At 50.3% G+C, this 25,920-nt stretch carries 22 protein-coding genes and 1 tRNA gene; 12 read left to right on the forward strand and 11 right to left on the reverse strand.

Features of this window, described 5'->3' with window-relative positions; all coding sequences use genetic code 11:
- The first annotated feature begins 55 nt into the window (after window positions 1-55).
- From FJM74_RS04350 to cphA, 4 genes are all read left to right on the forward strand, one after another.
- Window positions 56-436, forward strand: coding sequence for a DUF805 domain-containing protein (locus FJM74_RS04350; protein ID WP_187261346.1), 381 nt, complete (start codon window positions 56-58; stop codon window positions 434-436).
- A 238-nt stretch (window positions 437-674) separates the two neighbouring features.
- The gene (locus FJM74_RS04355; protein WP_187261347.1) at window positions 675-1,577 is read left to right on the forward strand and encodes an N-acetylmuramoyl-L-alanine amidase; all 903 of its coding nucleotides are present in this window, start codon (window positions 675-677) and stop codon (window positions 1,575-1,577) included.
- A gap of 157 nt (window positions 1,578-1,734) precedes the next feature.
- Window positions 1,735-1,805: transfer RNA gene (locus tag FJM74_RS04360), tRNA-Cys, on the forward strand.
- 825 nt (window positions 1,806-2,630) lie between these two features.
- Window positions 2,631-5,273 (forward strand): cyanophycin synthetase, encoded by a 2,643-nt coding sequence (gene cphA, locus FJM74_RS04365; RefSeq protein ID WP_187261348.1) that lies wholly within the window; start codon window positions 2,631-2,633, stop codon window positions 5,271-5,273.
- Window positions 5,274-5,690: 417 nt separating this feature from the next.
- Here cphA and FJM74_RS04370 read toward each other — a convergent pair whose 3' ends face one another.
- Window positions 5,691-6,632 carry a hypothetical protein gene (locus FJM74_RS04370; RefSeq protein WP_187261349.1) on the reverse strand — a complete coding sequence of 314 codons (942 nt, stop codon included), beginning with the start codon at window positions 6,630-6,632 and terminating at the stop codon, window positions 5,691-5,693.
- A gap of 112 nt (window positions 6,633-6,744) precedes the next feature.
- Between FJM74_RS04370 and FJM74_RS04375 the strand changes: the two genes are divergently transcribed.
- Entirely contained in the window at window positions 6,745-7,332 is a 588-nt protein-coding gene (locus tag FJM74_RS04375) for a methyltransferase domain-containing protein (protein ID WP_187261350.1), read from the forward strand.
- 249 nt (window positions 7,333-7,581) lie between these two features.
- Entirely contained in the window at window positions 7,582-8,391 is an 810-nt protein-coding gene (gene kdsA / locus FJM74_RS04380; protein WP_187261351.1) for a 3-deoxy-8-phosphooctulonate synthase, read from the forward strand.
- Between the two features lie 399 nt (window positions 8,392-8,790).
- Here kdsA and FJM74_RS04385 read toward each other — a convergent pair whose 3' ends face one another.
- Complete coding sequence (locus FJM74_RS04385; protein ID WP_187261352.1) at window positions 8,791-9,576, reverse strand: O-methyltransferase; 786 nt, start codon at window positions 9,574-9,576, stop codon at window positions 8,791-8,793.
- Between the two features lie 148 nt (window positions 9,577-9,724).
- Window positions 9,725-10,111, reverse strand: a complete 387-nt coding sequence (gene apaG, locus FJM74_RS04390; RefSeq protein WP_187261353.1) for a Co2+/Mg2+ efflux protein ApaG — start codon at window positions 10,109-10,111, stop codon at window positions 9,725-9,727.
- Window positions 10,112-10,209: 98 nt separating this feature from the next.
- Here apaG and ung point away from each other — a divergent pair, with 98 nt between their 5' ends.
- The gene (ung, locus tag FJM74_RS04395; RefSeq protein ID WP_187261354.1) at window positions 10,210-10,872 is read left to right on the forward strand and encodes a uracil-DNA glycosylase; all 663 of its coding nucleotides are present in this window, start codon (window positions 10,210-10,212) and stop codon (window positions 10,870-10,872) included.
- A 208-nt stretch (window positions 10,873-11,080) separates the two neighbouring features.
- Here the strand turns inward: ung and FJM74_RS04400 are convergent, their stop codons facing one another.
- Window positions 11,081-12,625 carry a hypothetical protein gene (locus tag FJM74_RS04400; RefSeq protein WP_187261355.1) on the reverse strand — a complete coding sequence of 515 codons (1,545 nt, stop codon included), beginning with the start codon at window positions 12,623-12,625 and terminating at the stop codon, window positions 11,081-11,083.
- 165 nt (window positions 12,626-12,790) lie between these two features.
- Here FJM74_RS04400 and FJM74_RS04405 point away from each other — a divergent pair, with 165 nt between their 5' ends.
- The 4 genes from FJM74_RS04405 to leuB are packed head-to-tail and all read left to right on the forward strand — an operon-like array spanning window position 12,791 to window position 17,066.
- Window positions 12,791-13,957 (forward strand): 2-isopropylmalate synthase, encoded by a 1,167-nt coding sequence (locus FJM74_RS04405; protein ID WP_187261464.1) that lies wholly within the window; start codon window positions 12,791-12,793, stop codon window positions 13,955-13,957.
- Window positions 13,958-13,960: 3 nt separating this feature from the next.
- The gene (leuC, locus tag FJM74_RS04410; protein ID WP_187261356.1) at window positions 13,961-15,358 is read left to right on the forward strand and encodes a 3-isopropylmalate dehydratase large subunit; all 1,398 of its coding nucleotides are present in this window, start codon (window positions 13,961-13,963) and stop codon (window positions 15,356-15,358) included.
- Entirely contained in the window at window positions 15,358-15,954 is a 597-nt protein-coding gene (gene leuD, locus FJM74_RS04415) for a 3-isopropylmalate dehydratase small subunit (RefSeq protein WP_187261357.1), read from the forward strand. Before leuC ends, leuD begins: the two co-directional genes overlap by 1 nt.
- Window positions 15,942-17,066: a 3-isopropylmalate dehydrogenase gene (gene leuB / locus FJM74_RS04420; RefSeq protein WP_187261358.1), complete on the forward strand. Its 1,125-nt coding sequence runs from the start codon at window positions 15,942-15,944 to the stop codon at window positions 17,064-17,066. The genes leuD and leuB overlap by 13 nt, the downstream gene beginning before the upstream one ends.
- Window positions 17,067-17,810: 744 nt before the next feature.
- On the opposite strand, the gene lepB is transcribed toward leuB, so the two are convergent.
- The 6 genes from lepB to FJM74_RS04450 all read right to left on the reverse strand — a co-directional run bounded on the left by lepB (window position 17,811) and on the right by FJM74_RS04450 (window position 22,698).
- Window positions 17,811-18,917, reverse strand: coding sequence for a signal peptidase I (gene lepB, locus FJM74_RS04425; RefSeq protein WP_187261359.1), 1,107 nt, complete (start codon window positions 18,915-18,917; stop codon window positions 17,811-17,813).
- Between the two features lie 14 nt (window positions 18,918-18,931).
- Window positions 18,932-19,645 (reverse strand): 4-hydroxy-tetrahydrodipicolinate reductase, encoded by a 714-nt coding sequence (dapB, locus tag FJM74_RS04430; RefSeq protein ID WP_187261360.1) that lies wholly within the window; start codon window positions 19,643-19,645, stop codon window positions 18,932-18,934.
- Window position 19,646: 1 nt separating this feature from the next.
- Window positions 19,647-20,222, reverse strand: coding sequence for a DUF5683 domain-containing protein (locus FJM74_RS04435; protein WP_317175535.1), 576 nt, complete (start codon window positions 20,220-20,222; stop codon window positions 19,647-19,649).
- 78 nt (window positions 20,223-20,300) lie between these two features.
- Window positions 20,301-21,215, reverse strand: coding sequence for a ParB/RepB/Spo0J family partition protein (locus tag FJM74_RS04440; RefSeq protein WP_187261362.1), 915 nt, complete (start codon window positions 21,213-21,215; stop codon window positions 20,301-20,303).
- Between the two features lie 12 nt (window positions 21,216-21,227).
- Window positions 21,228-22,010 (reverse strand): ParA family protein, encoded by a 783-nt coding sequence (locus tag FJM74_RS04445; protein ID WP_187261363.1) that lies wholly within the window; start codon window positions 22,008-22,010, stop codon window positions 21,228-21,230.
- Between the two features lie 7 nt (window positions 22,011-22,017).
- Window positions 22,018-22,698: a metal-dependent hydrolase gene (locus FJM74_RS04450; RefSeq protein WP_187261465.1), complete on the reverse strand. Its 681-nt coding sequence runs from the start codon at window positions 22,696-22,698 to the stop codon at window positions 22,018-22,020.
- 88 nt (window positions 22,699-22,786) lie between these two features.
- Between FJM74_RS04450 and FJM74_RS04455 the strand changes: the two genes are divergently transcribed.
- Window positions 22,787-24,436 carry an ABC transporter substrate-binding protein gene (locus FJM74_RS04455; protein ID WP_187261364.1) on the forward strand — a complete coding sequence of 550 codons (1,650 nt, stop codon included), beginning with the start codon at window positions 22,787-22,789 and terminating at the stop codon, window positions 24,434-24,436.
- A 133-nt stretch (window positions 24,437-24,569) separates the two neighbouring features.
- Here FJM74_RS04455 and purU read toward each other — a convergent pair whose 3' ends face one another.
- Entirely contained in the window at window positions 24,570-25,406 is an 837-nt protein-coding gene (gene purU, locus FJM74_RS04460; protein WP_187261365.1) for a formyltetrahydrofolate deformylase, read from the reverse strand.
- Window positions 25,407-25,920: the final 514 nt, after the last annotated feature.

Below are 25,920 nucleotides of genomic sequence, written 5' to 3' on the forward strand. Positions count from 1 at the left end.
GGCTGACAAGCATAAGAACATTCACACATTTCTAAAACCATAAAAAATTAGTAGTATGAACTGGTACATGACCGTATTAAGAAAGTACGCCGTATTTAGCGGGCGTGCAAGACGAAGCGAATATTGGTACTTCGTCCTTTTTAATGTTCTTATTTCGATGGTGTTGTCTTTTGTTGACCTTACCATTGGCACAGCAACTTCAACAGGCTCCATCGGATTGCTGGGTGGCCTTTATTCGCTAGCAGTATTCATCCCGAGTCTGGCCGTAGCGGTAAGAAGATTGCATGATACCGGCAAAAGCGGCTGGTGGGTTTTGTTTGGGTTAATTCCGGTTTTAGGCTGGATTGTGCTCATCATATTTATGTTTATCGATAGCCAGCCCGGCGACAACCAGTATGGCCCAAATCCAAAAGCCAATTTTGAATTCGGGATGTAAAACCATCACCTCCTATTAGATCAAAAAGCCTCACCATGCCTTCCGGGACAGTGAGGCTTTTTGTTACTTCAGCCTTTTCTACACTGGTAAGCTTAGTAACAGCAGCGCCTCAGGAGGGGCATTTCCATTAGCATAATTTGTTGCCGGCCTGGTCAGCACGTACTATAGGGGCTCCTGTTAACTTACACTGGCGCTTGCTCAGAATTATGAGTAGCTTTAGGGGTTTAAAAATTACCGTATGAGAGTGAGTTATTTTCTGGCCTTCCTGCTAATAGTGGGAGGTTCCTTTTTTTCGTCCTGCTCCACAAACCCTTATGCCGCTGCCAACCGATCTTATAAAAAGCAGGTGAAGGCTTATGCCCGCTCCCTCAGCGAAACACCAGTTACGGTGCCAGGCTCAGAGGCCCTGCAGCTGGGAGACTTCTGGGTAGGCACCACCAACTTTAACCTGCGCAAGCCCAATTATGTCATTATCCACCATACTGAGCAGGACTCTACAGCTCAAACCCTGAAGACCTTTACACAGCACCAGACGCAGGTAAGCGCCCATTACGTAATTGGCCGCGATGGCAAAGTGTACCACATGCTCAACGACTACTTGCGGGCCTGGCACGGGGGCATCGGCAAGTGGGGCAGCAACTCCGACCTGAACTCTTCCTCTATCGGTATAGAGCTCGACAACAATGGCCAGGATCCATTTCCGGAGGCCCAAATAAACAGTTTGCTGCAGGTGCTGGCTATGCTGAAGAAGAACTACAACATCCCGGCTGCCAACTTTATTGGCCATGCCGATATTGCGCCGGCCCGCAAAGTGGACCCCAGCATCCATTTCCCCTGGAAGCAGTTGGCCGAAAATGGCTTCGGGCTGTGGTACGACGAGGACAGGCTGCTGCCCACCATCGTGCTGGAGAGCGTCGCTACTTCCGACACCACCTTTGCGCTGGTGCAGAAGCAGGTGTACGATAGCATTCCGGAAACCTTTAATCCACAGGAAGCGCTGCGCATTATCGGTTACGACACACAGGATTTGCCCGCTGCCATACGGGCTTTTAAGCTGCATTTTATCCAGCGCGATATAAATAGTCCGCTGACAGAGGAAGACAAGAGAGTGCTGTATATTCTTTACAAAAAGTATTTGTAAGACCCCAGTAGGGTAACCTGTTGAGCATGACCTGTTAAGGAGAAAATACGGAAGTGCGGTAAAATGTAAGGACATCAAAACAGCCATTCCTTTTAAAATATTTGCCCTTATAGTTTGACTCCTGTCATTGTCTGTGTATATTTGCACTCCCAATCACGGTAACGTGGCCGAGTGGCTAGGCTCAGCTCTGCAAAAGCTGCTACAGCGGTTCGAATCCGCTCGTTACCTCTTTTAACAACAACAGCCCCTTAAACCCAGGTTTAAGGGGCTGTTGCTTTTTCTGCCTTTGCAGGCGCATTCCCACACAGTCGTCGCCACACGAGCGCGTATTCTCTCCGCCTTTCCTGGGGTATTCTGTTTTATCTCTTAACAGTCACCCTTTTCTGAATTTCTGCCAAACCTGTACTCTCTCTGTTTCACTTTGCCATTTTAGCGGCGGCACCAGGAGTCGCTTTTACCTCCGGAGGGGCATTTTGATTCAAATAATTGCTGGTTGCTGAAGGGTTAAAGGTCGGAATCATATTTATGGTCTTTTCTTGTTGCCGTTCTGAAAGTCGAATATCCTGAACCCGAATTAGTGGCACTTGTGGGCAGAAAGCAGCTTGCAGGCTCGTACTGGCACAAAATGCAGGAAGCTGGGCCCTTCTTTTTCCCTGCAACCTGAGCTCCGGAGGGGCAAAATCATTGAAATAATTTCTGGAGCTATTGTATGAAAGGCGTGGCTGTTTTGGTTAAACGCACGGTGCATACATACGAAATTTTGTATAATAATCTGATCATGAGGAAGTTGTATATACAAAGCGGAATCTTCTTTATCATGCAATCTTTTGAGCCTCAATTTCCGTAGAAGAGCCTACATCAGCAACTGGTTTAGCCAGCAGCCTAAAGCATGAACACTTCTGCGGTCACAGGGCTGCATCACGAACACAAAAAGAAAACAGACAGCTCTTTTAGCATGATCCTAAGAGAAAGGCCAGGCCTGCGCATAGGAAAACTCCGCTCTCATTCAACACAAAGCCAGACAAACTTTAGCGTCAACATCGATTCAGCATCATGAAGATTATAGATTTACGCATTATGCGTGGGCCAAACTACTGGTCAGTTATCCATACCAAACTTATTGTTATCAAACTCGCCCTCGAAGACCTGCAGGGTACCCTCACCACTTCATTTCCTCAGCTGCCGTACCGGCTGCAGAAACTGATGCCCGGCATCAGCAGGCACAGAGCGGAAGAAGGAGAGGAGCAAACCATTTATAAAGCCATAGAACAGGGCATGCCCCTGGAGCAGGTAGTGCAGCATGTGGCGCTGGAGCTGCAGCGGCTGGCTGGCATGGAGAGCCGGTATGGGTTCTGCAAACCTGCGCAGGGAGAGGGGCTCCAGTTTGTGGTGTTTGAGTACCAGGAAGAACGTGCCGGCGAATACGCTGCCTATGCTGCCGTACGAATTGCGCAGGCGCTGGTAAAAGGGGAAAATTACAAGCTGGCACCTGATGTGGCCCGGCTCCACCAGATTCGGGAAGATGAATATTTCGGGCCCAGCACATTTTCTATTGTGTCGGAGGCCGTCAGCAGAGGTATTCCGTATATCCGCCTCAATTGCCACTCGCTCATCCAGTTAGGCTACGGAGTCAACCAGAAGCGCCTGCAGGCCACCATGACCTCCGGCACCGCCTGCTTTGCCGTAGAAATTGCCGGCGATAAAAAAGCCACCAAGGAGATGCTGGAGCAGGCCGGGGTTCCTGTAGCCAGAGGCGCCACCGTTTACTCGCAGGAGGAACTTAAAAACGTGCTGGGCTGGCTCCGGTATCCCATCGTGACCAAACCGCTCGACGGGAACCACGGCAAGGGTGCCACCATCAACATCACCAACAGCAAAGATGCCAGCAAAGGGTTTACCGATGCCCGCCGTTTCTCAGACGGGGTGATGGTAGAGGAGTATATCGAAGGCAACGACTTCCGGCTGCTGGTGATAAACGGTAAATTTGTGGCGGCTGCCATGCGCACCCCGGCTATGATTACCGGCGACGGTTTTTCTACCATCAAGCAGTTGGTTGACCGCGAGAACAAGGACCCGAGAAGAGGCATAGGACACGAAAAAGTTCTCACCCAGATCTCTATCGATAAACAGACGCGCCGGATCCTGCGCACCAAAGGGCTTACAGCGCAGAGTGTGCTGCCGGCAGGGGAGGTGCTCTACCTCAAAAGCACCGCCAACATCAGCACCGGCGGCACGGCCACCGACGTAACAGACCTGGTAGACCCTTACAATATCCTGATGGCAGAGCGGATCGCCGGGTTGATCGGTCTGGACATTTGCGGCATCGATGTTATGACCACCGATATCGCCATTCCGCTCAACGAAACCAAAGGCGCCGTGCTCGAAGTGAATGCCGCCCCTGGTTTCCGGATGCACATCTCACCAACTTATGGCCTGGCGCGTAACGTGGCAGAGCCGGTAATCGACATGCTGTTTCCGCATGGCAAGCCTTCCCGCATCCCGATTATCGCGGTAACCGGCACCAACGGTAAAACCACTACCACGCGGCTGGTGGCGCACATGGTCCGGAGCAAAGGCTACCAGGTGGGCTACACCACCACCGATGGCATTTATATACAGGACAAGCTGCTCGAAAAAGGCGACACCACCGGCTCTTACAGCACCGAGTTCGTACTCAAGGATCCCACCGTGAACTTCGCCGTGCTGGAGTGCGCCCGTGGAGGCTTGCTGCGGTCTGGCCTCGGTTTTCAGCAATGCGATATCGGTATTGTGACCAACGTGAGCTCTGACCACCTGGGGCTGAACGATATCCATACGCTGGAGGAACTGGCCCGTGTAAAAGCGGTTATTCCGAAGAGCGTGAGCAAAGAGGGCTTCGCCATTCTGAATGCAGACGATGATCTGGTGTACGCCATGGCCAAAGAAGTGCAGTGCAGGGTCGCTTTCTTCAGCATGGACGAAAACAATCCCCGCATTCTGAAGCACATAGCCAAAGGCGGTTTAGCCGCTGTGTTTGAAAACGGTTATATCTCGATTTTTAAGAACAGCTATAAAATACGGATAGACCGTGTGGCCGATGTGCCCCTCACGTTTGGAGGCCGGGCCAGGTTTAACATCGAAAACGTGCTGGCTGCTGCACTGGCAGGTTACATTTCGCACTTCGACATAGAAGATATTAAAACCGCCTTGCGCACCTTTATACCGTCGCCGGCTAAAACGCCGGGGCGCATGAACCTCTTCAGGTTCCCGAAATTTGAGGTGTTGGTTGACTACGCGCACAATGTGGGCGGATTAAAGGCAGTGGGTGAGTTTATGAGTGACCTGCCTGTGAGTCGGAAAATCGGAATTGTGGCGGGCGTAGGCGACAGGCGGCCGCAGGATATTTACGAACTGGGAAAAGTGGCAGGCGACGTGTTTGATGAAATCATTATCAGGCTCGACAATGATCTGCGCGGCAAAACCCCGGAAGAAATAGTGAACCAGCTAATGCTGGGCATAGAAGAAGTGGCAGCGCATAAACCCGTGAAGGTAATACCCGAAGAGATGCGCGCCATTGCCTACGCCCTGGAAAATGCCGAAGAGGGGGCTATGATCGCCATCTTTACGGAAGATGTGGCCGAGTCGGTAAAAATGGTGGAGAACTTTAAAGTGCTGGAAGACCGGAAAGAGTTTATAGAGCAGGATGTAGCTTCCTGACTCCCGAAAATATCAATGTGAATGATGGACTAAGGCCCCTTCCGATGGAATGGGCTTTTTTAGTTTCTGCCTGCCTTTTTTCAGAGATTTAAACACGGGGCTCAACCAAATAGTACTTAAAGCCAGAACAAGACCTGTGAAATTATTAACAGATGTTCCGCACCAGTTAACCAAAAGCACTGACAGGGTAACACCCCCATAAAGAGCAGCAGAACCTCCGAAGGGGCTTTTTTATTCAAATAATTGCCCGAAAGGAAGCTATTGAGCAAGGTGCGTAACCTCAGGAATGAAGTATAGTGGAGGTAACTCAAGATGATGGCTTTATCGTTTGCCACTAACCAATACGGCCTCTGTTCCTGAAGAAACAGAGGCCGTATTGGTTATCGTGAAAGTGTGTTCAGTGCCTGAACCAGGAAGCTATTTCAGCACAAAAGAGGTTCTCCCGATCATAAAGCCATCGGCATACAGCTCTATGGTGTGCTCTCCTTTTTTGTACTCAGCCTCTTTGTCGTACACAAAGCTCAGTTCCTGCTGGGTGTTGTCGAACACGAAATCGCGTTTGGCCGTGTAGTACATGTCTTTCTCATCTATCTGGAAAGAGCCGGAGCCGGTGCTGAGGTTATACAGGGCAGCACCATCAGGCTCGATCATGCGCATATAAACTGTTTTAGGCTCTTTTGGGGCTACATCGTTTTTAGCCAGCCTAAAAGCAATCCGGATTTTGTCTACCTGCCTGGTCCTGAACTCGTTAGACTTGTTGTCTTTGTCTTTTCCGCGCTGGTTTATAATATTTACGGCAATGTCCTGGGCTTCCAGCCGGGAGGCCAGTTTTACTTTCTCGGTAAGATTCTGGTTTGTCGATTTAAAGGTGGTAAGGCTGTCGCTGAGTTTGTTCTGGGTCGTTTTGAGGGTGGTGTTTTCAGTAAACAGCACCTCGTTTTCTTTTTTAAGGTTGGCTATTTCCTGGTCTTTCACCTTTAGCTGCTTTTCAAAATTGCCGGCCCGCTCCCTGAACCTGCGTTGGTCGGCCAGGGTAAAACTGCTTTTCCGGAAGCCGCGTAACTGGTTCAGGTCTGCCATGATCACGGTGATGCGGGCTTCGAGCGAATCGTTTTCGAGGCCCATCGCCTGCAGTTCCTGGCTTTGCCGCTCAAAGTCAGATTTCAGGGCTTCGTATACTTTTATCTGATTCTCGAGTTCACTGTTTTTTATGCGTATAACTTCTGCCTGCTCCTCCGTTTTTTCTTTTTTCTGGTAGTTACTGTAGAGCAGAATACCGTTAATACTAACAAGGATGACGAAAAGTCCGCCAATCAGCAGCTTTCTGTTACCTCTGTTTTCAGGAGTGTTAGTTGCCATAGAAAATGGTTTAAGTTGTATGTAAAGCTGAGGTAAAATTAAGGATTTTTAGATTGTCTGCGGCATTGAGCAAGTATCAAATATACGAGATTAGCTTTATTAAATATATATCATGACACAAGAATTTAACGCCACATACTGGCAGAACCGCTATAAGGTTGCGCAAACTGGCTGGGATACTGCCAGAATAACGACACCGCTCAAAGAATATTTTGATCAGCTTACAGATAAGAATTTGCGCATACTTATTCCTGGTTGTGGAAATGGCTGGGAGGCCGAATATTTGTTCAGGGCCGGGTTCCGGAATATTATCCTGGCAGATTTTGCCGGGGCGCCGCTGCAGAACTTTGCTGCCCGTGTGCCCGATTTTCCGAAGGAGCAGCTCCTGCAGCAGGACTTTTTTGAGCTGCAGGGGCAGTACGACCTGATCGTGGAGCAGACTTTCTTTTGTGCCCTGGCGCCAGCCCTGCGGCCTGCCTACGCCAAAAAATGCGCCGACCTGCTGATGCCGCGTGGTAAACTTGTCGGCGTATTATTCGATACGCAGTTTGAGCAACCGGGCCCGCCTTTTGGCGGCGACCGGGAAGAGTACCGCAGCTATTTTGCTACCTATTTCAAATTTCTGCATTTTGAGCGGGCCTACAACTCTATTCCGCCGCGGCAGGGGAAAGAGCTGTTTATTTGTCTGCAAAAGCTGTAAGTGCCTGTTTGATAGGTTTGCAGACCCATTTTTGAAGCTTAGCTAATTAGAAGTTAGAAATTAAAAAATTCTAGGTCCTTACAAAGATGCTTCCTGATAGCCATAAAAGCTTTCTTAGCTGCTGTATCATTTTTAGTTACTCAAAATATTCTGAGGACTTTACTTACTTTGTACCTTTACCCCTGTCAGCAGAACCAGGCGGGCACCCTACAGTCCATTCATTCATATAGTAATTCTGTCATTACACTTATGTTCCAAATACCAAAGCTAAAGCATACCACCTCCGGAAACTTTTTCCTGCTGGCGGGCCCTTGCGCCATCGAAGGCGAGGAAATGGCCCTGCAGATAGCAGAGCGCCTGAAAGAGATAACCGACAAGCTCCGGATTCCGCTTGTATTTAAAGGCTCCTACCGCAAAGCCAACCGCTCCCGCCTCGACTCTTTTCAGGGAATTGGCGACGAAAAGGCCCTGCGGATTCTGCAGAAAGTAGGGGAGACGTTCGAGGTGCCCACCGTAACCGATATTCATGAAACCCAAGAAGCCGCCATGGCTGCCGCTTATGTGGATGTGCTCCAGATTCCAGCCTTCCTGTGCCGCCAGACCGACCTGCTGATAGCTGCCGCTGAAACAGGAAAAGTAGTGAACATCAAGAAAGGCCAGTTCCTATCGGGTGCCGCCATGCGTTTTGCAGTAGACAAAGTAAGGGAGTCTGGCAACGAGAAGATAATTCTGACGGATCGTGGCAACAGCTTCGGCTACTCCGACCTGGTCGTGGATTTCCGTAACCTGCCCGAAATGCAGGCCAACCAGGTACCCGTGGTGATGGATGTGACGCACTCGCTGCAGCAGCCCAACCAGAGCTCCGGCGTAACCGGCGGCAAACCCGCCCTGATCGAAACCATCGCCAAAGCCGCCATTGCCGTAGGAGCCGACGGCCTGTTCATCGAAACGCACCCACAACCCAGCATCGCCAAATCAGACGGCGCCAACATGCTGCCCCTCGACCAGTTGGAAGGATTGCTGCAAAAGCTCATCCGTATCAGGCAGGCCATCCTGTAAGGTAGAAAGTTAGGAGTTTTGAAGGTTTAGGGAGTGAGAAATAAGATCATTCCCGTTACCTCAGCCCTCTTGGCTGATCAGGACCTCAAGCTACCAGCAGCAGGATTTAATGTGCTTATGTGCTAATTTTCCTCTATTTAAGAATGAACTGATTGGAAGGTTTGAGTTCTGCAGAAGATAAAAAGAGGATAGAAATCAAAAATGGTACTGACTTTATTACCATTCCTTATGAGGTTAAGAAACTCTGTAAATTCTTGGGGTAGGGTCCCTATAAGATGAGCTCCGGAGGGCCATTTTTATTTAAATAATTTTGATGGCGAGTAGGATGCCTGGCAAAGAATCCTGTTAATCCATCCATCCTGAAAATCCTGATTCTGGCAATTTTTATTCAGGCAACTATCAAAAGCTCAGCGTGAAATGCTCCTTTGGTTGCGTGTTGCGGAAAAATACCAGCCCGATAAAGAAGAGATCCACCGACTGGTGCACCTGCGGGTGCTTTTTGATGTCCTGCCAGGCCTGTTTCATCTCTCCGGACCAATACAGGTCGTCGATCACAAACACGCTGTGCTCGTGGTGCTTTTGCAGGCAGGCCTCGAAGTAGCGCATGGTGGGCTCATAGCGGTGGTTCCCATCGAAGAAAGCGAAATCAAGGCTGTCGATTTGCTGGAGTTGCTGCTGCAGGGTTTCATCGAGGTTGCCGAGCACAAGTTGCACATGTGCCAGGCCCAGTAAGTTTAGGTTTTGCTGAGCGGCAGCAGCAATAGCCGGGCAACCTTCGAACGTGTAGAGGCTGGCTTGTTTCCGAGCCTCGGCCAGGTAAGAGGTGGTAATGCCGAGCGAGGTGCCGAGGTCGAAAATGGTTTTGGGCTGAAAGTGGTTCACCAGCCGGTAGAGCAGCTGCCCGTATTTGGCGGGCTTGGCCGAGGTGCGGGCAATGTCCTTTATTTTGCGTTCCTTTTTAAGCCCGGCTCTGGAGCCCGCCCCAAAATCTGTTACCTGTAGCTTTTGGTCGCTTTCCAGGAGTTGCTGCCGCAGGGTTTCTACCCGCTCGTTAGCCACAAAATGCCCGTCATGCAGGATTACGTTGTGGTAAAGGTCAAAAACAAAAGGGGAATGAACACCATGTAATTTAAAGGCCCGAAGCCGGTAGAGCAGGTATTCAGCAGCTAATCGAAAAGGAAGCACTTTTTCTTTCTGGGATTTAAGACTTTTTTTGAGTTAAAAGTTAAATTTATGAGTTGAATTTGCTGTGTGCAGAATCTTCAACAGAACACTTTAACAATCAACAACCGGCAATCAGGTTTTTCTAACGGAATTAGCCTGCCGGAGGCACCTAATTAAGCTTGTAAGGCACGATGAGTGTAAAATCGGGGATGGTGACATGGAACTGCTTGCCATCTACGAGGCGCTCCATCAGGTAAGTGCCACGCATTTTGCCCATGCCCGTTTTCAGGTTGCAGCCCGACACATATTCATGCGATTCGCCCGGCTCCAGAGTCGGCTGCTGGCCCACTACACCTTCTCCCTCCACTTCCCGTACAACACCTGCAGAGTCGTGGATAAACCAGTGCCTCCGGAGCAGCTTTACCGTGAATTCGCTGTTGTTTTCTATACTGATCTTATAGGCAAAAACATAGTGCTGCTGAACCGGACTGGAATAATCCGGAAGGTAATTGGTGGTAACCGTCACTTTAACGCCTTCTGTTGTTTTTGCATCCATGTTTAGAGTTTTTTGTATACTTGGAACCGTTTCTGGCTGTAATCAGCAGAAAAAAAGCTCAAGAATTTTAAATCGCAACCCACCATTCGAACCAACTCATGACTGTAAAGATAGAAGAAAGCTGGCAGAAAGTGCTACAAGATGAATTTGAAAAGCCATATTTCAAGGAGCTTGTCACTTTTGTTAAAGACGAGTACACCTCCCAAAAAGTTTATCCGCCGGGTAACCAGATCTTCCATGCCTTCGAGATGTGCCCCTTCGACCAGGTAAAGGTAGTCATTCTTGGGCAGGACCCCTACCACGGCCCTAACCAAGCCAACGGCCTGGCTTTTTCAGTGAAAGACGAAGTCCGGATGCCACCTTCGCTGATCAACATCTTCAAAGAAATTAAAAGCGACCTGGGCAAAGACCTGCCTGCCACCGGCAACCTGGAGCGCTGGGCGCAGCAGGGCGTGCTGCTCCTCAATGCCACCCTCACGGTGCGGGCTGGCGCTGCGGGCTCTCACCAGAAAAAGGGCTGGGAGCAGTTTACTGATGCCGTGGTGCAGAAGGTAAATGAACTGAAAGAGAACGTGGTGTTTATGCTCTGGGGAGCGTACGCCCAGAAGAAAGGAGCCATCATTGATGCCGGCAAACACCTGGTGCTGCAGTCAGCACATCCCTCGCCGTTTGCCGCCGACAGGGGCTTTTTCGGTAATCGCCACTTCAGCAAAGCCAACGCCTACCTGGAGTCTAAAGGCAAGGAGCCGATTGATTGGTAGGTTTTTGTCAGAATAAGGATTTTAAGGATTTACAGTATGTTCTTTGGCCATTGTCATATGCTTCTCGCTCACAAAATCCTTTTTGGATGACAACGTGGAAAGGCTCTGGTGTCCTTGCAACCATTAACAACTAACCAGCAACCAAATTATTTCAATAAAAATGGCCCTCCGGAGTTCCTGAACCCTTCTGCTGCTGCCACAGGTGCGCCTACTTCATCTCCTTGTGCTTGCGCTTCATGATCTCCTGCACCGGGATGCCTTCTATTTTAGAGTCGAGCCAGGATATGATGTCGAGGTAGAGGAAGGGCCTGCGTTCGTAGGGGTCAGCGGCAATGATCAACAGCTTCTCCCGCAGCGCAATAAAGGCATCCTTTAACTCATGCGGCGCCACGTTGCCGAGGTTCCTGAGAAACCGGAAAATCTCGATCTGCATCTGCTGCTGGTCGTTCATCTTGCCCAGGAAGCGGTAAACGGAGCGGATCTGGTACTCCAGCACCTCGTCTTCACCGGCCTCGTAGTGGGCAATCAGGTTTAGGATGCGGGCAAAGCACTGCAAATCCTCCCGCAAGCCCACATCCCTGAAATTGATGATCTTGTTCAGGTACTGGATGCAGGTGTGGTTGTCGCCGCTGCCAAAGTACAGGCTCGCAATTTTATAATAGAAGATCAGGCGCCGGTAGGGGTCCAGTTGCGACTGGTACAGCTTCAGGTTCTCCAGAATCTCGGGTACCAGTTTCACGCCTTCCGAAAACGTGCCTTCCATAAAATGCGTGTTTATCCGGTCGGCATAAATGTACTGAAACAAAAGCAGTTCCGTGTTGGAGCTTCGGCGCCTGTTCTCGTCGGCTGCGAAGGTCTCGAGCATCTGGAGCACCTCTTTAAATTTGCTGTAGTAAAGCAGGTTATACAAGGCAGCCAGCAGGTTGTGCAGCCCTTTTATGTACTGGGTGCTCTGCCTGTCCTGCATGCCGGGGTTAGCCTCAAACAAATCGACCCACTTCTGGGCATAGCGGTAGCAGGCCCTGAAATCCTGTATGATATAGTAATACCACACATGCGACTGGTAGTAATACAGTTTCTCAAAAAAGCCGGCTCCCTGCAAATCCGTTTCCGGCAGCGTGGAGCGGAAAAAAGCCGTGATCTGGTCATGTTCCTCCTTGTTGCGGGCGTGGCCCACCTTAATATAGAGCCCATAGAGCCGCAGGGAAGCGTTTGATAAGGCATGCATCTGCGATACGTGCCGGGCCGTGTCCATGGCCTCGTCCGACAAAGACTCCGCTCTGCCTTTCAGGCTGCGGGTAATGTACTGCGACTCGATCAGCTTCTCGAAGTCGAGCGCCCGCAGGGTAATGTGCAGCATCTCGGCCTGGCGGGAGGCTATTTTTACTTTCTCCAGCATTTTAAGGCTCTGCTGGTAAAAGCCCTTGTTATACAGCACCCGCGCGTAGTCGAGCTGCTCGTGCAGCTGAATGTCCTGGTTCTGGCTGGCGTGGTAAATGCGCAGGCTCGAGAGTAACTGTTTGTAGAGGTTCGCCTTCAGGTTGGCCAGCTGCACTTTCTTGATGGCCGGCACCTGCTTCAGGATCTTCTCCTCATCGAACTTGTCCTGGCTTTCGATGGCATCGAACAGCTGCAAAAATTTAAGGCCTTCGCTGGAGCCCTGCCTGTTGGTGAACAGGCGGAAGTGCCGTTTCTCAGATCGTGTTAAAGATTTCACTAATTGAAAAACCGGGTCGGTATTAGCGTTAGGCATTGTAAAATTTATAAAGGTAACTTGTTTAATTTCAGTGTGTTGTAATAAATAAAAATCTACTTAGAAATAGTAGATAAAGTTAATAATTGTTTTTTGCAAAGCATATAAACTCTGTTCTTGTGAAAAGAAAAAAAGACTGTTTCTGCTTTAATGACCAAAGTAACAATGTCGGTTCAAAAAATACAAATATTTGATACTACGCTGCGCGACGGGGAGCAAGTCCCTGGCTGCAAGCTGAATATGGATGAGAAGTTGGTGATCGCAAATCAGCTGGAGTTGCTCGGTGTAGATGTGATAGAGGCAGGCTTTCCGGTCTCCAGTCCAGGCGATTTTGAGGCCGTCAAAGCAATAGCCAGGCAAACCAAGCATGCCACGGTGTGCGGTCTGACCCGTGCTGTTGAAAACGACATACGGGTTGCGGCAGAAGCACTCAAAGGCGCTGCCAGGCCCAGAATCCACACCGGCATCGGCACTTCGGAGCTGCATGTAAAATATAAGCTGCGCACTTCGCAGGAAAACGTGATCGAGCGTGCCATCGCGGCTGTTAAGCTGGCAAAATCTTTTGTAGAAGACGTTGAGTTCTATGCAGAGGATGCCGGCCGTACCGACAATGAGTTTCTGGCCAGGGTGTGCGAAGAAGTGATAAAGGCCGGTGCCACCGTGCTGAACATCCCCGACACTACCGGCTATTGCCTGCCGGAGGAATATGGCGCTAAAATCAAATATTTGGTTGAGAACGTGAAAGGTGTGGATAAAGTAACGCTCTCCACGCACTGCCACAATGACTTGGGGCTGGCCACGGCCAACTCAATAGCAGGTGTTATAAACGGCGCCCGCCAGATCGAGTGCACGATAAACGGAGTAGGGGAGAGAGCCGGGAACACAGCGCTCGAAGAAGTTGTTATGATCCTGCGTCAGCACCCATACCTGAACCTGGACACCAATATTAACACGAAGCTGCTTAGCCTGACTTCGGCTATGGTATCGGATATGATGCGGATGCCGGTGCAGGCAAACAAAGCCATTGTAGGGGCAAATGCCTTCTCTCATTCCAGCGGCATTCACCAGGATGGCGTGATCAAGCACAGAGAAACCTATGAGATCATTGACCCGAAAGATGTAGGCGTGAGCGACTCCTCTATTGTGCTGACGGCCCGCTCAGGACGTGCTGCTTTAGCGTACCGTTTGCAAAAACTGGGTTACACCTTTGATAAGGAAACGCTGGACAAGGCCTATGCCTCTTTCCTGCAGATGGCAGATCAGAAAAAAGAAGTGGTGGACAAAGACCTGCACCATATTGTTGAACAGGAGAATTTGGTAGCTGCTAATTAATTTATGGCAAAATCATTATTTGATAAGATCTGGGATGCGCACGTTGTGAAGTCGATCCCGGGTGGTGGCTTGGATGTGTTTTACATCGACAAGCACTTAATTCACGAAGTAACAAGCCCGCAGGCTTTTGATGAACTGGAGGCGCGTAACCTGCCGCTCTACCGACAAAGGCAGATAGTGGCTACCGCCGATCATAACGTTCCCACTAAAAACCAGCATCTGCCGATAGAGGAGCCTCTGAGCAGAATGCAGGTAGATAAACTGACCGAGAACTGCCAGAAATTTGGCGTAGAGCTTTTCGGGCTGGGGCACCAGCACCAGGGCATCGTACACGTAATCGGTCCGGAACTGGGTATTACACAACCCGGCATGACCATTGTGTGCGGCGACAGCCACACCTCCACGCACGGCGCATTTGGAGCCATAGCCTTCGGTATTGGCACCAGCCAGGTAACGCAGGTAATGGCCTCGCAGTGTCTGCTGCTGAGCCGCCCCAAGCGCATGCGCGTAACTGTAGACGGCGAGCTTAGAAAAGGCGTAACCGCCAAAGACGTAATCCTTTATGTTATCTCCAAACTCGGAACAGGTGGCGCTACAGGCTACTTTGTGGAGTATGCCGGCAGCGCCATCCGCTCACTGAGCATGGAAGGCCGCATGACGGTTTGCAACATGAGCATCGAAATGGGTGCCCGCGGCGGCATGATTGCCCCCGACGAGACTACCTTCGAATATATTAAGGGCCGCAAGTACGCGCCCAAGGGAGAAGAGTGGGAGAAGGCCCTGGCCTACTGGAAAACACTTTATTCCGAAGAGGGCGCTACCTTCGAGGCTGACCTGACTTACTTTGCCGAAGACATCGCCCCTATGATCACTTACGGCACAAACCCGGGAATGGGCATTGCCTTAAATGCGTCTATTCCGGATCATGTGCCTGCCAGTGAAAAGGTGAGCTTCGACAAGTCGCTGAAATACATGGGCTTTGAGCCGGGCGAATCGTTGTTGGGCAAAGAGATAAACTATGTGTTTATTGGCAGCTGCACCAACTCCCGCATCGAGGATCTGCGCACCGTGGCTTCTTTTGTGAAAGGAAAGCGGAAAGCCCTGAACGTGGAAGCGATCATAGTGCCAGGCTCTAAGCTGGTGGAGAAGCAGGCCAGAGAAGAAGGAATTGACAAAATACTGGCTGAAGCTGGATTTGAACTACGTGAGCCGGGCTGCAGTGCCTGCCTCGCCATGAACGAAGACAAGATTCCGGCCGGGGCCTATTGTGTTTCTACCTCTAACCGTAACTTTGAAGGCCGCCAGGGTCCTGGAGCCCGCACCTTGCTGGCAAGCCCATTGGTGGCAGCCATTACGGCGGTAGAAGGTAAAATCGTGGATATAACCCAATATCTCAACTAATGGATAAGTTTGAAGTACTACGATCATCAGCAGTTCCGCTGCCGATCGAAAACATAGATACCGATCAGATCATTCCGGCCCGTTTCCTGAAAGCTACCTCACGCGAGGGCTTCGGCGAAAACCTGTTCCGCGACTGGCGCTACGACAGCGAAGGCAACCCGATTGAGGGCTTTGCGCTGAACGATAGCCGCTACTCCGGAAAGATATTAGTGGCCGGCAAAAACTTTGGCTGTGGCTCCAGCCGCGAGCACGCGGCCTGGGCTATTTATGATGCCGGATTTAAGGTAGTCATCTCCAGCTATTTTGCAGACATCTTCCGGGGCAACGCCCTCAACAACGGTTTGCTGCCATTGGTGGTGTCTGACGAAATGCTGCAGCGCTTGTTTGTGCAGATAGAGAAAGACCCGACCACCGAGCTGATCGTGGACCTGCCGGCGCAGGAATTTTATGTGCCGCTGTGGGAGGAACGTGTCTCTTTTGAGATCGACCCGTACAAGAAAGAATGCCTTATTAATGGCTACGACGATATTGACTTTTTAGTGAATCAGAAAGAGGCTATAGAAGCTTACGAGAACAACAGGCCATGGGCGTATTAAGAAAAAAGATTGCGGTACTTCCCGGCGACGGAATCGGGCCGGAAGTTTGTGACGAAGCGATTAAGGTGCTGGAAGCAGTTGCCGACAGGTTTGGTCACCAGTTTGAGTTTGAGACTCATTTAATGGGTGCCTGCGCCATAGACGCCACAGGCGAACCATTGCCTGATAAAACACTACAGGGCTGCTTTGCGGCAGACGCTATTTTGCTAGGCGCCATCGGTGATCCGAAGTACGACAACAATCCTGCTGCCAAGGTGCGTCCGGAGCAGGGGCTGCTAAAGCTGCGCAAGTCGCTGGGACTGTTTGCCAACATCCGTCCGGTTACGGCCTACGACGTGCTGCTGGAGCACTCCCCGCTCAAAAATGAGCGTGTAGCAGGAGCTGATATGCTCATCTACCGCGAACTGACCGGCGGTATCTATTTTGGCGACAAAGGTCGCACCGAAGATGGCGAAGGCGCTTACGACCATTGCACCTACGACCGCAGCGAGATTGTGCGCATTACGCACCTGGCCTTTCAGGCAGCCACCACACGCCGTAACAAGCTCACGCTGGTAGACAAGGCCAACGTGCTGGAAACCTCCAGGCTGTGGCGCGAAGTGGTAAAGGAGATTGCTCCGGAATATCCTGGTGTGGAGCTGGACTTCTTGTTCGTGGACAATGCCGCCATGCAGATTATCTTGAACCCGAAACAGTTTGATGTGATCCTGACGGAGAACATGTTTGGCGATATCCTTTCGGATGAGGCTTCTGTGATCGCTGGTTCGCTGGGCTTGCTGCCTTCCGCCTCTGTAGGCAACTCAGTGGCTTTGTTTGAGCCGATTCATGGGTCTTTCCCGCAAGGAGCAGGTAAGAAGATCGCCAACCCGATTGCCACCATCCTGTCGGCTGCCATGATGCTGGAGCATTTTGGCCTGCAGGAAGAAGCAGATCTGGTAAAGAAGGCAGTGCACAACGCCTTAGATAAAAAGGTGCTGACACCGGAGCTGAATGCGGCTTCGCCTTACACCACTGAGCAGGTAGGTAATTTTATCGCTTACTTTGTGATGCACGGTATAGAAGTTATGCCTGATAAGAATAATATAGAAGTAGGCTTAAGCACTATTATATAGACACTATCATATAGATTTTGTGATTTGCTCAACATGAGTAAGTTAATTTAGTTTGAGTACGATTGTAGATGTAGTTTTTTCCAAACCAAAAAAGACGCGTTCAGTAGAGCGCGTCCTTTTTTTGTGCCTAAAGGTAAATTTTGTGCGCTATACCACATAAGGAGTTGTAGAACGGGAAGGAAGGATTTGAACACAACGCTTGTATAGAATTTGAGCACAGGAGGGTTGAGCAGCAGTAGCCAGTATTGTTTCTGAAGGGGTGTTTTGATTAGAATAATTCGTGAACTGATCGTGTACAGCAGCGCCTCCTGAGGGCCTTTTTAATTGGAATAATTTGATTGTTGATCAATACTGCTGTTACGCACCAGTTTGCCTAAAGCCCTGCTGTAGTGGCGTTACCTTGTAACGCCGAAGCCGGTCGAACTTAACATAATCTATTGGAGCTTGCGTGTGTAGCCAATCATGGGGCATAACTGGTTCATTACCAACAGCGTTACCTTGTAAAGCCGCTACAGCGCAGCACCAGAAACCTCAGGAGGGCCTTTTTCATTCAAATAATTGCCTGAGAAGGCAGCTATTGATCAAGGGGCGTAACATCAGAAAATAAGTGCCACCTACTAAACAGTTCCTGCTTGGAGATAGGGGAGAGAAGGCTTGCCGACGTATACATGAATCTGAAGTAAAACAAAACAGGCCAGTCACGTTGTTCGTGGCTGGCCTGTTTTATGTATCGGTAGTATGATTTTAATCGATGGTATTAAACAGCCTGTTCCAGCGTATCTTGTTCAGGAAGCTGCCTTCCACGTTCGTTGACATCCAGATGAGCACGGCTTTGCCTACAATATGATCGGCTGGCACATAGCCCCAGAAACGTGAGTCCATGGAGTTATGGCGGTTATCGCCCATCATAAAATAGTAGTCCTGCTTAAAGGTGTATTCCGTTTGTTCCTGACCATCAATAAAAAGTTTGCCATCACGAATTTCCGCATTCTCATTCCCGTCATAATCAAGTATCACCTTCTCGTAAAAAGGTAGCGACTCTGGCGTGATAGCGACAGTGGCGCCTTCCTTAGGCACGTACACAGGGCCAAAGTTGTCGTGGTTCCACTCGTATTTGCTGGGCACATGCGGGAAAATCTGGGAGTCTGCTTTTCCTTTTTCTGCACTTAACAGAATGACATCGTTTATGAAGTCCAGCTCTTTTATCTGTTGGGCAAGTTCTGGTGAGGCATCTACCACATATCCTCCCTGGGCCGTATACACATCGCTCAGGTTAATGTTGCGGTCCTGAAAGAACTTTTGGGAGAGGTGGTTCTTGGCCATGATCAGGTACTTGTACTGCATCTGAGTCGGGTTCTCCGCCGCCTGGCCATTCACGAATACCTGCATGTTGCGTATCTCTATAGAGTCGCCGGCAATGGCGATGCAGCGCTTGATATAATTAGTACGCAGGTCAGCAGGGTGCTCATCTTCCGGCGGATAGTTAAACACGACCACATCGTTTCGTTTCACTTCCGAAAAACCGGGCAGCCTGTACGAATCCAGCTGAATAAGGTCGGAGTAGGAGGGAATGTTGGTGCCCCAGATGGTTTGGTGCGTAAGCGGCACCTGCAGCGGCGTTTTTGGCGTGCGAGGACCATAATGCAGCTTGCTCACAAAAAGAAAATCACCCACCAGCAACGATTTTTCCATGGATGGAGTCGGGATGGTATAGGCCTCAAAAGTAGCCCAGCGAATTAAGCTGGCGGCCACTACGGCAAAAAGAATGGCATCGCCCCATTCGCGGGCCACGCTCTTTTTCTTTTTGGGTTCTTTTTTAGTTGGTTTTGTCTCCCAGAATTTAACTTTCATGCCTTGCACTATTGTTACAGGTTCAGCATGTCTTTCATGCCGTAAACTCCTTTGCGGTCTTTCAGCCATTCAGCGGCCATCAGGGCGCCTCCGGCAAATCCGGTGCGGCTATGGGCAATGTGGCCCAGCTCAATTTTATCGATAGCGGAGCGATATTCTACGATATGCGTGCCCACCACATCCGGCTCACGCTCCGATATAATGTTTATTTTGTTCTCCACCTCTTCGTCGCTCGACCAGCCTGATAGGTTCGGGTAGCTGGCCAGAATACCTTCGGCAGTGGTAATGCCGGTGCCGCTTGGCTTATCTACTTTCTGCAGGTGGTGCACCTCGCGTATAGCCACCTGGTACTCAGGGTAATCTTTCATTTTACTGGCAATATACTCATTAAAATGAAAGAACAGGTTCACGCCTACGCTGTAGTTGGAAGCGTAGAAAAAGGCGCCATCTTGCTCTTTGCAAAGCGCTGCTGCCTCCTCAAACTTTGCCAGCCAGCCTGTGGAGCCCGAAACGATTGGAATACCGTTTTGCAGACAATAAGAAATATTGCCATAAGCAGCCTCGGGGTGTGTGAATTCAATGGCTACATCTGCGTTGGCACCTGAATAATCTGCCAGTTCGTGGGTGTTGTGCTGGTCTATGATACCGGCTATCTGGTGACCTTTGTCGAGAGCCATTTTTTCGATGGTCTGGCCCATTTTGCCATAGCCAATCAATAAAATCTTCATCTTATCTGGAATATAATGTTAGCGTGAAGCCCGGGGTGAGGGCATTGTTTGTAAGCGTAGGAGAATGCAGCAAGCCGGGCTGCACCCGCAGTGACAGGTCATCGCTGATATCAAAATCTTTAAGGTGTGCGTGCACATGCGCTTCGGCAATGTTCAGGCCCCAAACGCCAATGGCCAGCAGCACGTTCATGTCGCGCCACCGGCGATACTGGTCCCGGGCACGGCGCAGGTTCGCGCTGCCGTTCGGGTTATTTTTACCTAGTATTGGGTGATCAATATACTTATCTGTTCGATCAACATTTGATCGGTCAATAAGGGCAGTCCTGAAATCCTGGTAATTTTTGTTGTGGTCTATCAGGAAGTATCCGATGGTGCCCAAGCCCGCATATAGGATAGGAATTTTCCAGTAGCTTTTGTTGTAGGCCTGCCCCAGGCCGGGCAATATGGCGGAGTAAAAAGCAGCTTTGGCGGGCCGGTCCCAGCGGTCGAGGAAGAAGCCTTTTTCTTTGGTCGTATCTGCAGCCGCCACAGTGGCCGGAACGTTTACCACTACCGAATCCTGCCCTTCCGTAATCACCTGAGCCTTTGCAGAAGGCAGGCAAAGTAGGAGCAGTAGCAATAGACCAGCAAAGCAACAGATACACCTCATGCGGCCTTAATAGTTTAAGATTTCCAGTATACGGTTAAGCTCTTCCACCGACACAAACGGGATCTTTATCTCGCCTTTGCCTTCGTTATTCGCCTTCACCATGATTTTAGTGCCGAATTGAGTAGAGAGGCGCGATTCTACCTGCTTTACTTCCTCCTCGTATTTGTTGAATTGCAGTTTCTGCTGCGGGTCAGGCTTCTTGTTGGCATTCTGCAGGTTCCGAACCAGCTCCTCTACCTTCCGCACCGACAGTTCTTCGGCCACCACCTTTTTAAACACGTCGAGCTGTTTCTCAATGGTGTCGATGTTGATGAGGGCGCGGGCATGGCCCATGGTAATCAGGTTGTCGCGAAGGGCGATCTGAATATCTGGGGGAAGTTTGAGCAGGCGCAGGTAGTTGGTTACAGTGGTGCGTTTTTTACCTACCCGGTCTCCTAGTTCTTCCTGCTTCAGGCTGCACTCCGTGAGCAGGCGCTGGTAAGAGAGAGCAATCTCAATAGCGTTCAGGCTTTCGCGCTGGATGTTCTCGATCAGGGCCATCTCCAGCATCTGCTGGTCGTCGGCCTTGCGGATATAGGCTGGAATGGTCGTCAGCCCGGCAATTTTCGCAGCCTGGTAACGTCGCTCACCTGAAATCAGCTGAAAGCTGTTCTGGTCGAGCTGGCGCACCGTGATAGGCTGAATGATGCCTTGTATCTTAATAGATTCAGCCAGTTCCTCCAGCGCCGCCTGATCGAAATGCGTGCGGGGCTGAAACGGGTTTGTCTGGATCTGATCAATAGCTATGTCTGCGATGGTATTGACAGAGTTTAAAGTGGTTGAATCGATTTTACCGGTGTACTTATTCCCCTCCAATAGAGAGTTCAGGCCCCTTCCGAGGCCTCCTTTACGTTTTGCTGTTGAATTCTTGTTATCAGACATGTAAACAATAAGTTATTTCGCCAGCGCTACGCTGTTCTTCTCTGCAATCTCGCGGGCCAGGTTCAGGTAGCTCAGGGCGCCTTTGCTCTCTGCATCGTGCAGAATAGCCGGAATGCCAAAGCTGGGCGACTCGCTCAACTTCACGTTTCTTGGAATAATGGTTTCGAACACCATCTGCTGGAAGTGCGTCTTCACCTCTTCCACCACCTGGTTACTCAGGCGCAGGCGCACGTCGTACATCGTGAGCAGAATACCTTCAATGGCCAGCTCCGTGTTCAGCCTCGACTGGATTATCTTGATCGTATTCAGCAATTTGCCCAGTCCTTCCAGGGCGAAATACTCACACTGCACGGGTATGGCCACCGAATCGGCTGCCGTAAGGGAGTTTACCGTGATAAGGCCAAGCGAGGGCGAACAGTCAATAATGATAAAGTCGTAGGTATTGCGCAAGGGCGCTAAAACTTCGCGCATCTTCTCCTCGCGGTCCGGAAGGTTGATCATTTCCACCTCAGCCCCCACCAGGTCGATGTGGGAGGGGATCAGGTGCAGAAACTCCAGGTTAGGCGACACCAGAATAATGTCTTCTACCTTGGCTTCTTCTACCATGCACTCATAAATGCTGGCCGTAATGCTGGCCGGGTCGAAGCCGAGGCCGGAGGTGGCGTTTGCCTGCGGATCTGCATCTACCAGTAGTGTCTTATATTCTAAGGCTGCCAGGCTTGCTGCCAGGTTAATGGCAGTGGTGGTTTTGCCTACCCCACCTTTTTGGTTAGCAACCGCAATTATTTTTCCCATTCTAAAATTATAGGTTTATCGTTTGGCCTATCTCCATCAAAATTACTTCCTTGCCCGCCATCTGCGCTACTTCTTTTACCTCTTCCTTATCTATTTTAATGTAAGGGAAGGTGTCGTAGTGCATGCCAATAAATTTATCTACCTGCACAAAATCGGCTGCTACCAGGGCATCGTGTATGTCCATGGTAAAGTTGTCGCCGATTGGGAGCAGGGCAAAATCCAGGTCGAACTGTTCCGGAATCAGCTTCATGTCGTAGGTCAAGGCTGTGTCACCGGCAAAATAAAATGCCTGGTTTTCGGTTTCCACTACAAAGCCTGCTGCACTGCCGGCATAGGAGCCGTCGGGCAGGGAGCTGGAGTGAACGGCATTGACCATTTTAACCGTGCCGAAGGGCAATGTTACCTTGCCGCCGGTGTTCATGGGGTGCGTTTTTTCAACACCTTTGTTGCTGAACCAGTTCACAATTTCGAAGGTGGCGACGAGCGTGGCGTTATTATTTTTGGCGATCCGCTCTGCGTCGTGTACGTGGTCCTGGTGGCCGTGTGAGAGAAGAATATAATCAGCCTTAATACTGTCTACATCAATGCCTTTGGCTAATTCATTCGGGGAAATAAAGGGGTCGAACAAGACGTAGTGTTGCCCGATTTTAAATGAAAAGCAAGACTGGCCGTAATACGTGATCTCTATCATAAGACTGAAAAATGCTTTAATATCTACACAGCATACCTTAAACTTCCACAAAGATACATTATTTTAGCCAACTAAGATGTTCGCAATGCAAAGACCCTTTATATTTTTGAACCTGTTGTGGCTGGTACTTTTGTCGTGTAGCGAAGGCCCTAGTGACGGAACGGGCAAAAAAGTTTTTAAGTATAACCAACCCGGCGCGCTCTCTTCCCTGGACCCTGCTTTTGCCCGGAACCAGGCCAACATCTGGGCGGCTACGCAGCTGTACAATGGCCTGGTGGAGCTGGATGGGGAGCTAAAGATTGGCCCGGCCATTGCTAGTGCTTGGGATGTGTCGGAAGACGGCCGCGCCTATACCTTTTACCTGCGCGACAGCGTGTTTTTTCACGACCACGAAGTGTTTCCGGGTGGTAGAGGACGCAAAGTAACCGCCCAGGATTTTGAGTACAGCTTTAAACGTATTGTAGACCCCAAAACTGCCAGCACCGGCGCCTGGGTGTTTAACGACAAGGTGCTGACAGATGCCACCGGGGCAATTTCGGACACGGCTTTCCTGGCAGTGAACGACACTATCTTCAAAGTTTACCTGAACGAGCCGTTTATCGCTTTTCTGGAGATTCTGACCATGCCCTACGCCTATGTGGTGCCGCAGGAGGCGGTGGCGGAATATGGAAAGGATTTCCGGGCGAACCCGGTAGGCACAGGGCCTTTCGTTTTCAGGCTGTGGGACGAAGGCAACGCCATTGTGCTGCACAGGAACCCGAATTACTGGCGGCGCGACGAGCAGGGGCGGCAGCTGCCGTACCTCGATGCCGTGCAGATTTCGTTTATCACGGACCGCAAATCGGAGTTTCTGACTTTCGTGCAGGGCAAGCTCGATTTTCTGTCGAGCATAACCGAAGGCTCTCGCGACATGATCCTGAACAACGACGGCACGGTGCAGGAAGATTTTGCCGGTAAGTTCAGGGTGCAGAAGGTGCCTTACCTGAACACTGAGTACATTGGCTTCCAGCTGGACCCCACCAATCTGAAAGACCCGAACACGGCCATGCAGGACAAGCGCGTGCGGCAGGCGCTGAGCTATGCCATCAACAAAAGAGAAATGCTGGCCTACTTCCGGAACAATATCGGCATTCCGGGGCACTCAGGTATCGTGCCGCCTTCGCTGCCAAGTTACAACGACAGCCTGGTGCGGGGCTACAGCTATGAACCAAAGAAGGCGATGGAGCTGCTGCAGGCGGCAGGATATTCGGCCCGGAACCCCTTAAAGCTGCGGCTAAGCACCGTGTCGGAGCACAAGGAGCTGGCTGAGTACATGCAGAAGAAGTGGGCCGAGGTGGGGGTGCAGGTGCAGATAGACATTAACCAGGCCCCTGCTCACCAGGAAACGGTAGACAACGGCCGCGCTCCTTTCTTCATGAAGTCCTGGCTCGGCGATTACCCTGATGCCGAGAATTACCTGGCCCTGTTCTACAGCAAGAACTTCTCACCGGCCGGTCCGAACAAAACACACTTCAAAAATGCGGCGTTCGACCGCCTGTATGAGCAGGCCAAGCTGGAGCGTGATGCCCAAAAGCGTTGGGCGCTGTACCAGCAGATGGACCAGATAATTGTGGAGGAAGCGCCGGTGATCGTGCTTTACTACGACGAGGTGGTGCGACTGACGCAGAACAATGTGCAGGGGCTAATGCCAAACCCTATGAACACGCTGAACCTGGAGCGCGTGCGGAAGGAGTAGTGGCTGATTGTTAATGGCTGATTGTTGACAGGAAGTAAAGAATTCTGATTCATACAACAGGAAGTTCTGATTCAGATAAAAAGGCCATTTTCACTCAAATAATTTATTCTCCTGAACCCCCTGGCGCTCGAACCTACTCAAAAATGATGGTCTTGTTGCGGTATACAAACACCTGCTCGTTAAACACCAGCCGCAGCGATTTTGCCAGTACGATTTTCTCCACGTCGCGACCGGCCTGGGCCATCTCTTTGGCACTTTGCGTGTGGTCTACCGGTATTACGCTTTGGGCAATAATGGGGCCCTCGTCTAGTTGGTCGTTCACAAAGTGGGCCGTGGCACCTATAATTTTTACGCCGCGCTCGTAGGCCTGCGTATAGGGGCTGGCCCCCACAAAGGCAGGCAAAAAGGAATGGTGAATGTTGATGATCTTGTTGGAGTACTGCGAGACGAAACCAGGCGAAAGAATACGCATGTACTTGGCCAGCACCACAAACTCGGGCTCGTACTGCTGCACAGCCTCCAGGATTTCCTGCTCATGCGCCTCGCGGCTCTTGTCTTCATGGCTGATAAAATGAAACGGGATGTCGAATTTGCGGGTCAGGTCCTCGAGCACGTCGTAGTTGCTGATCACAGCCAGGATGTGGGCATTCAGCTCATTGAAAGCATGGCGAATCAGCAGGTCGCTCAGGCAATGGTGCTCCTTGGTGGCCAGCAGCACGATGTTCTTCTTCCGCTTGTCTGTCAGCTTAATCTCCACGCCTTCGGGCAGCAAATCCGTGAGGTCCTTGAGCAGCGCTTCCCGGTCAAAATTCCCGGAGAACTCGGTGCGCATGAAAAAGTAATTAAAGCTTCTCTCTACAAATTCACCGTTGCTGATAATATTCAGGTTGTAGTGATACAGAACACCGGTAATTTTAAAAACCAGACCAGGCTGGTCGGGGCAGTTGATCAAAAGTACGTGCGAAACCATCAGGCGCTATTCAATTTGTTGGATAAGGGCGTTAAATTAAGCATAACTGCCGAATATCTGCTGCTTTTGCTAGCCGAAATCTGCTGGACTGCCTGGTAGGCAGGCACAGGAGGGCAGCGGAAACACCCTCCGGAGGGCCGTTTTTATTAGAATAATTTGGTTGCCGGTTGTTAGTTGTTGATTGTTTAATAGCTACATTGTTAAAGGGTTGACGAGGGAATTAATTTGAGGAGGAACCACAAAACAAAATGCAACTTTTAACTCATAACTCATAACTCTTAACTTTGGAAAAGTCTTACGTCTTGCCTCCTGTGTCTTTTAAATAGCCTTGGGAAGGCCTTTTTCATTCGAATAATTCCGTGGCGGCTGAAGCGGGGGCAGCAGCCTGCCATTACAGCACCGATCATTCGCATTTCATGCCGATTTTCTAAGATTAGCCACAATATTTTAAAAAAAGCGCTGATTTTTGTTAGAATTAAAAATTTAATATATAACTTCGTCGGCAATATATGAA

Source organism: Pontibacter beigongshangensis (assembly GCF_014332515.1).
In the GTDB taxonomy this organism is placed as follows: domain Bacteria; phylum Bacteroidota; class Bacteroidia; order Cytophagales; family Hymenobacteraceae; genus Pontibacter; species Pontibacter beigongshangensis.

Excerpts from the sequence above, each read along its gene's own strand:
- FJM74_RS04350 (WP_187261346.1), top strand. The coding sequence starts at position 56 with ATGAACTGGTACATGACCGTATTAAGAAAGTACGCCGTATTTAGCGGG.
- FJM74_RS04355 (WP_187261347.1), top strand. The coding sequence starts at position 675 with ATGAGAGTGAGTTATTTTCTGGCCTTCCTGCTAATAGTGGGAGGTTCC.
- cphA (WP_187261348.1), top strand. The coding sequence starts at position 2,631 with ATGAAGATTATAGATTTACGCATTATGCGTGGGCCAAACTACTGGTCA.
- FJM74_RS04370 (WP_187261349.1), bottom strand. The coding sequence starts at position 6,632 with ATGGCAACTAACACTCCTGAAAACAGAGGTAACAGAAAGCTGCTGATT.
- FJM74_RS04375 (WP_187261350.1), top strand. The coding sequence starts at position 6,745 with ATGACACAAGAATTTAACGCCACATACTGGCAGAACCGCTATAAGGTT.
- kdsA (WP_187261351.1), top strand. The coding sequence starts at position 7,582 with ATGTTCCAAATACCAAAGCTAAAGCATACCACCTCCGGAAACTTTTTC.
- apaG (WP_187261353.1), bottom strand. The coding sequence starts at position 10,111 with ATGGATGCAAAAACAACAGAAGGCGTTAAAGTGACGGTTACCACCAAT.
- ung (WP_187261354.1), top strand. The coding sequence starts at position 10,210 with ATGACTGTAAAGATAGAAGAAAGCTGGCAGAAAGTGCTACAAGATGAA.
- FJM74_RS04400 (WP_187261355.1), bottom strand. The coding sequence starts at position 12,625 with ATGCCTAACGCTAATACCGACCCGGTTTTTCAATTAGTGAAATCTTTA.
- FJM74_RS04405 (WP_187261464.1), top strand. The coding sequence starts at position 12,791 with ATGTCGGTTCAAAAAATACAAATATTTGATACTACGCTGCGCGACGGG.
- leuC (WP_187261356.1), top strand. The coding sequence starts at position 13,961 with ATGGCAAAATCATTATTTGATAAGATCTGGGATGCGCACGTTGTGAAG.
- leuD (WP_187261357.1), top strand. The coding sequence starts at position 15,358 with ATGGATAAGTTTGAAGTACTACGATCATCAGCAGTTCCGCTGCCGATC.
- leuB (WP_187261358.1), top strand. The coding sequence starts at position 15,942 with ATGGGCGTATTAAGAAAAAAGATTGCGGTACTTCCCGGCGACGGAATC.
- lepB (WP_187261359.1), bottom strand. The coding sequence starts at position 18,917 with ATGAAAGTTAAATTCTGGGAGACAAAACCAACTAAAAAAGAACCCAAA.
- dapB (WP_187261360.1), bottom strand. The coding sequence starts at position 19,645 with ATGAAGATTTTATTGATTGGCTATGGCAAAATGGGCCAGACCATCGAA.
- FJM74_RS04440 (WP_187261362.1), bottom strand. The coding sequence starts at position 21,215 with ATGTCTGATAACAAGAATTCAACAGCAAAACGTAAAGGAGGCCTCGGA.
- FJM74_RS04445 (WP_187261363.1), bottom strand. The coding sequence starts at position 22,010 with ATGGGAAAAATAATTGCGGTTGCTAACCAAAAAGGTGGGGTAGGCAAA.
- FJM74_RS04455 (WP_187261364.1), top strand. The coding sequence starts at position 22,787 with ATGCAAAGACCCTTTATATTTTTGAACCTGTTGTGGCTGGTACTTTTG.
- purU (WP_187261365.1), bottom strand. The coding sequence starts at position 25,406 with ATGGTTTCGCACGTACTTTTGATCAACTGCCCCGACCAGCCTGGTCTG.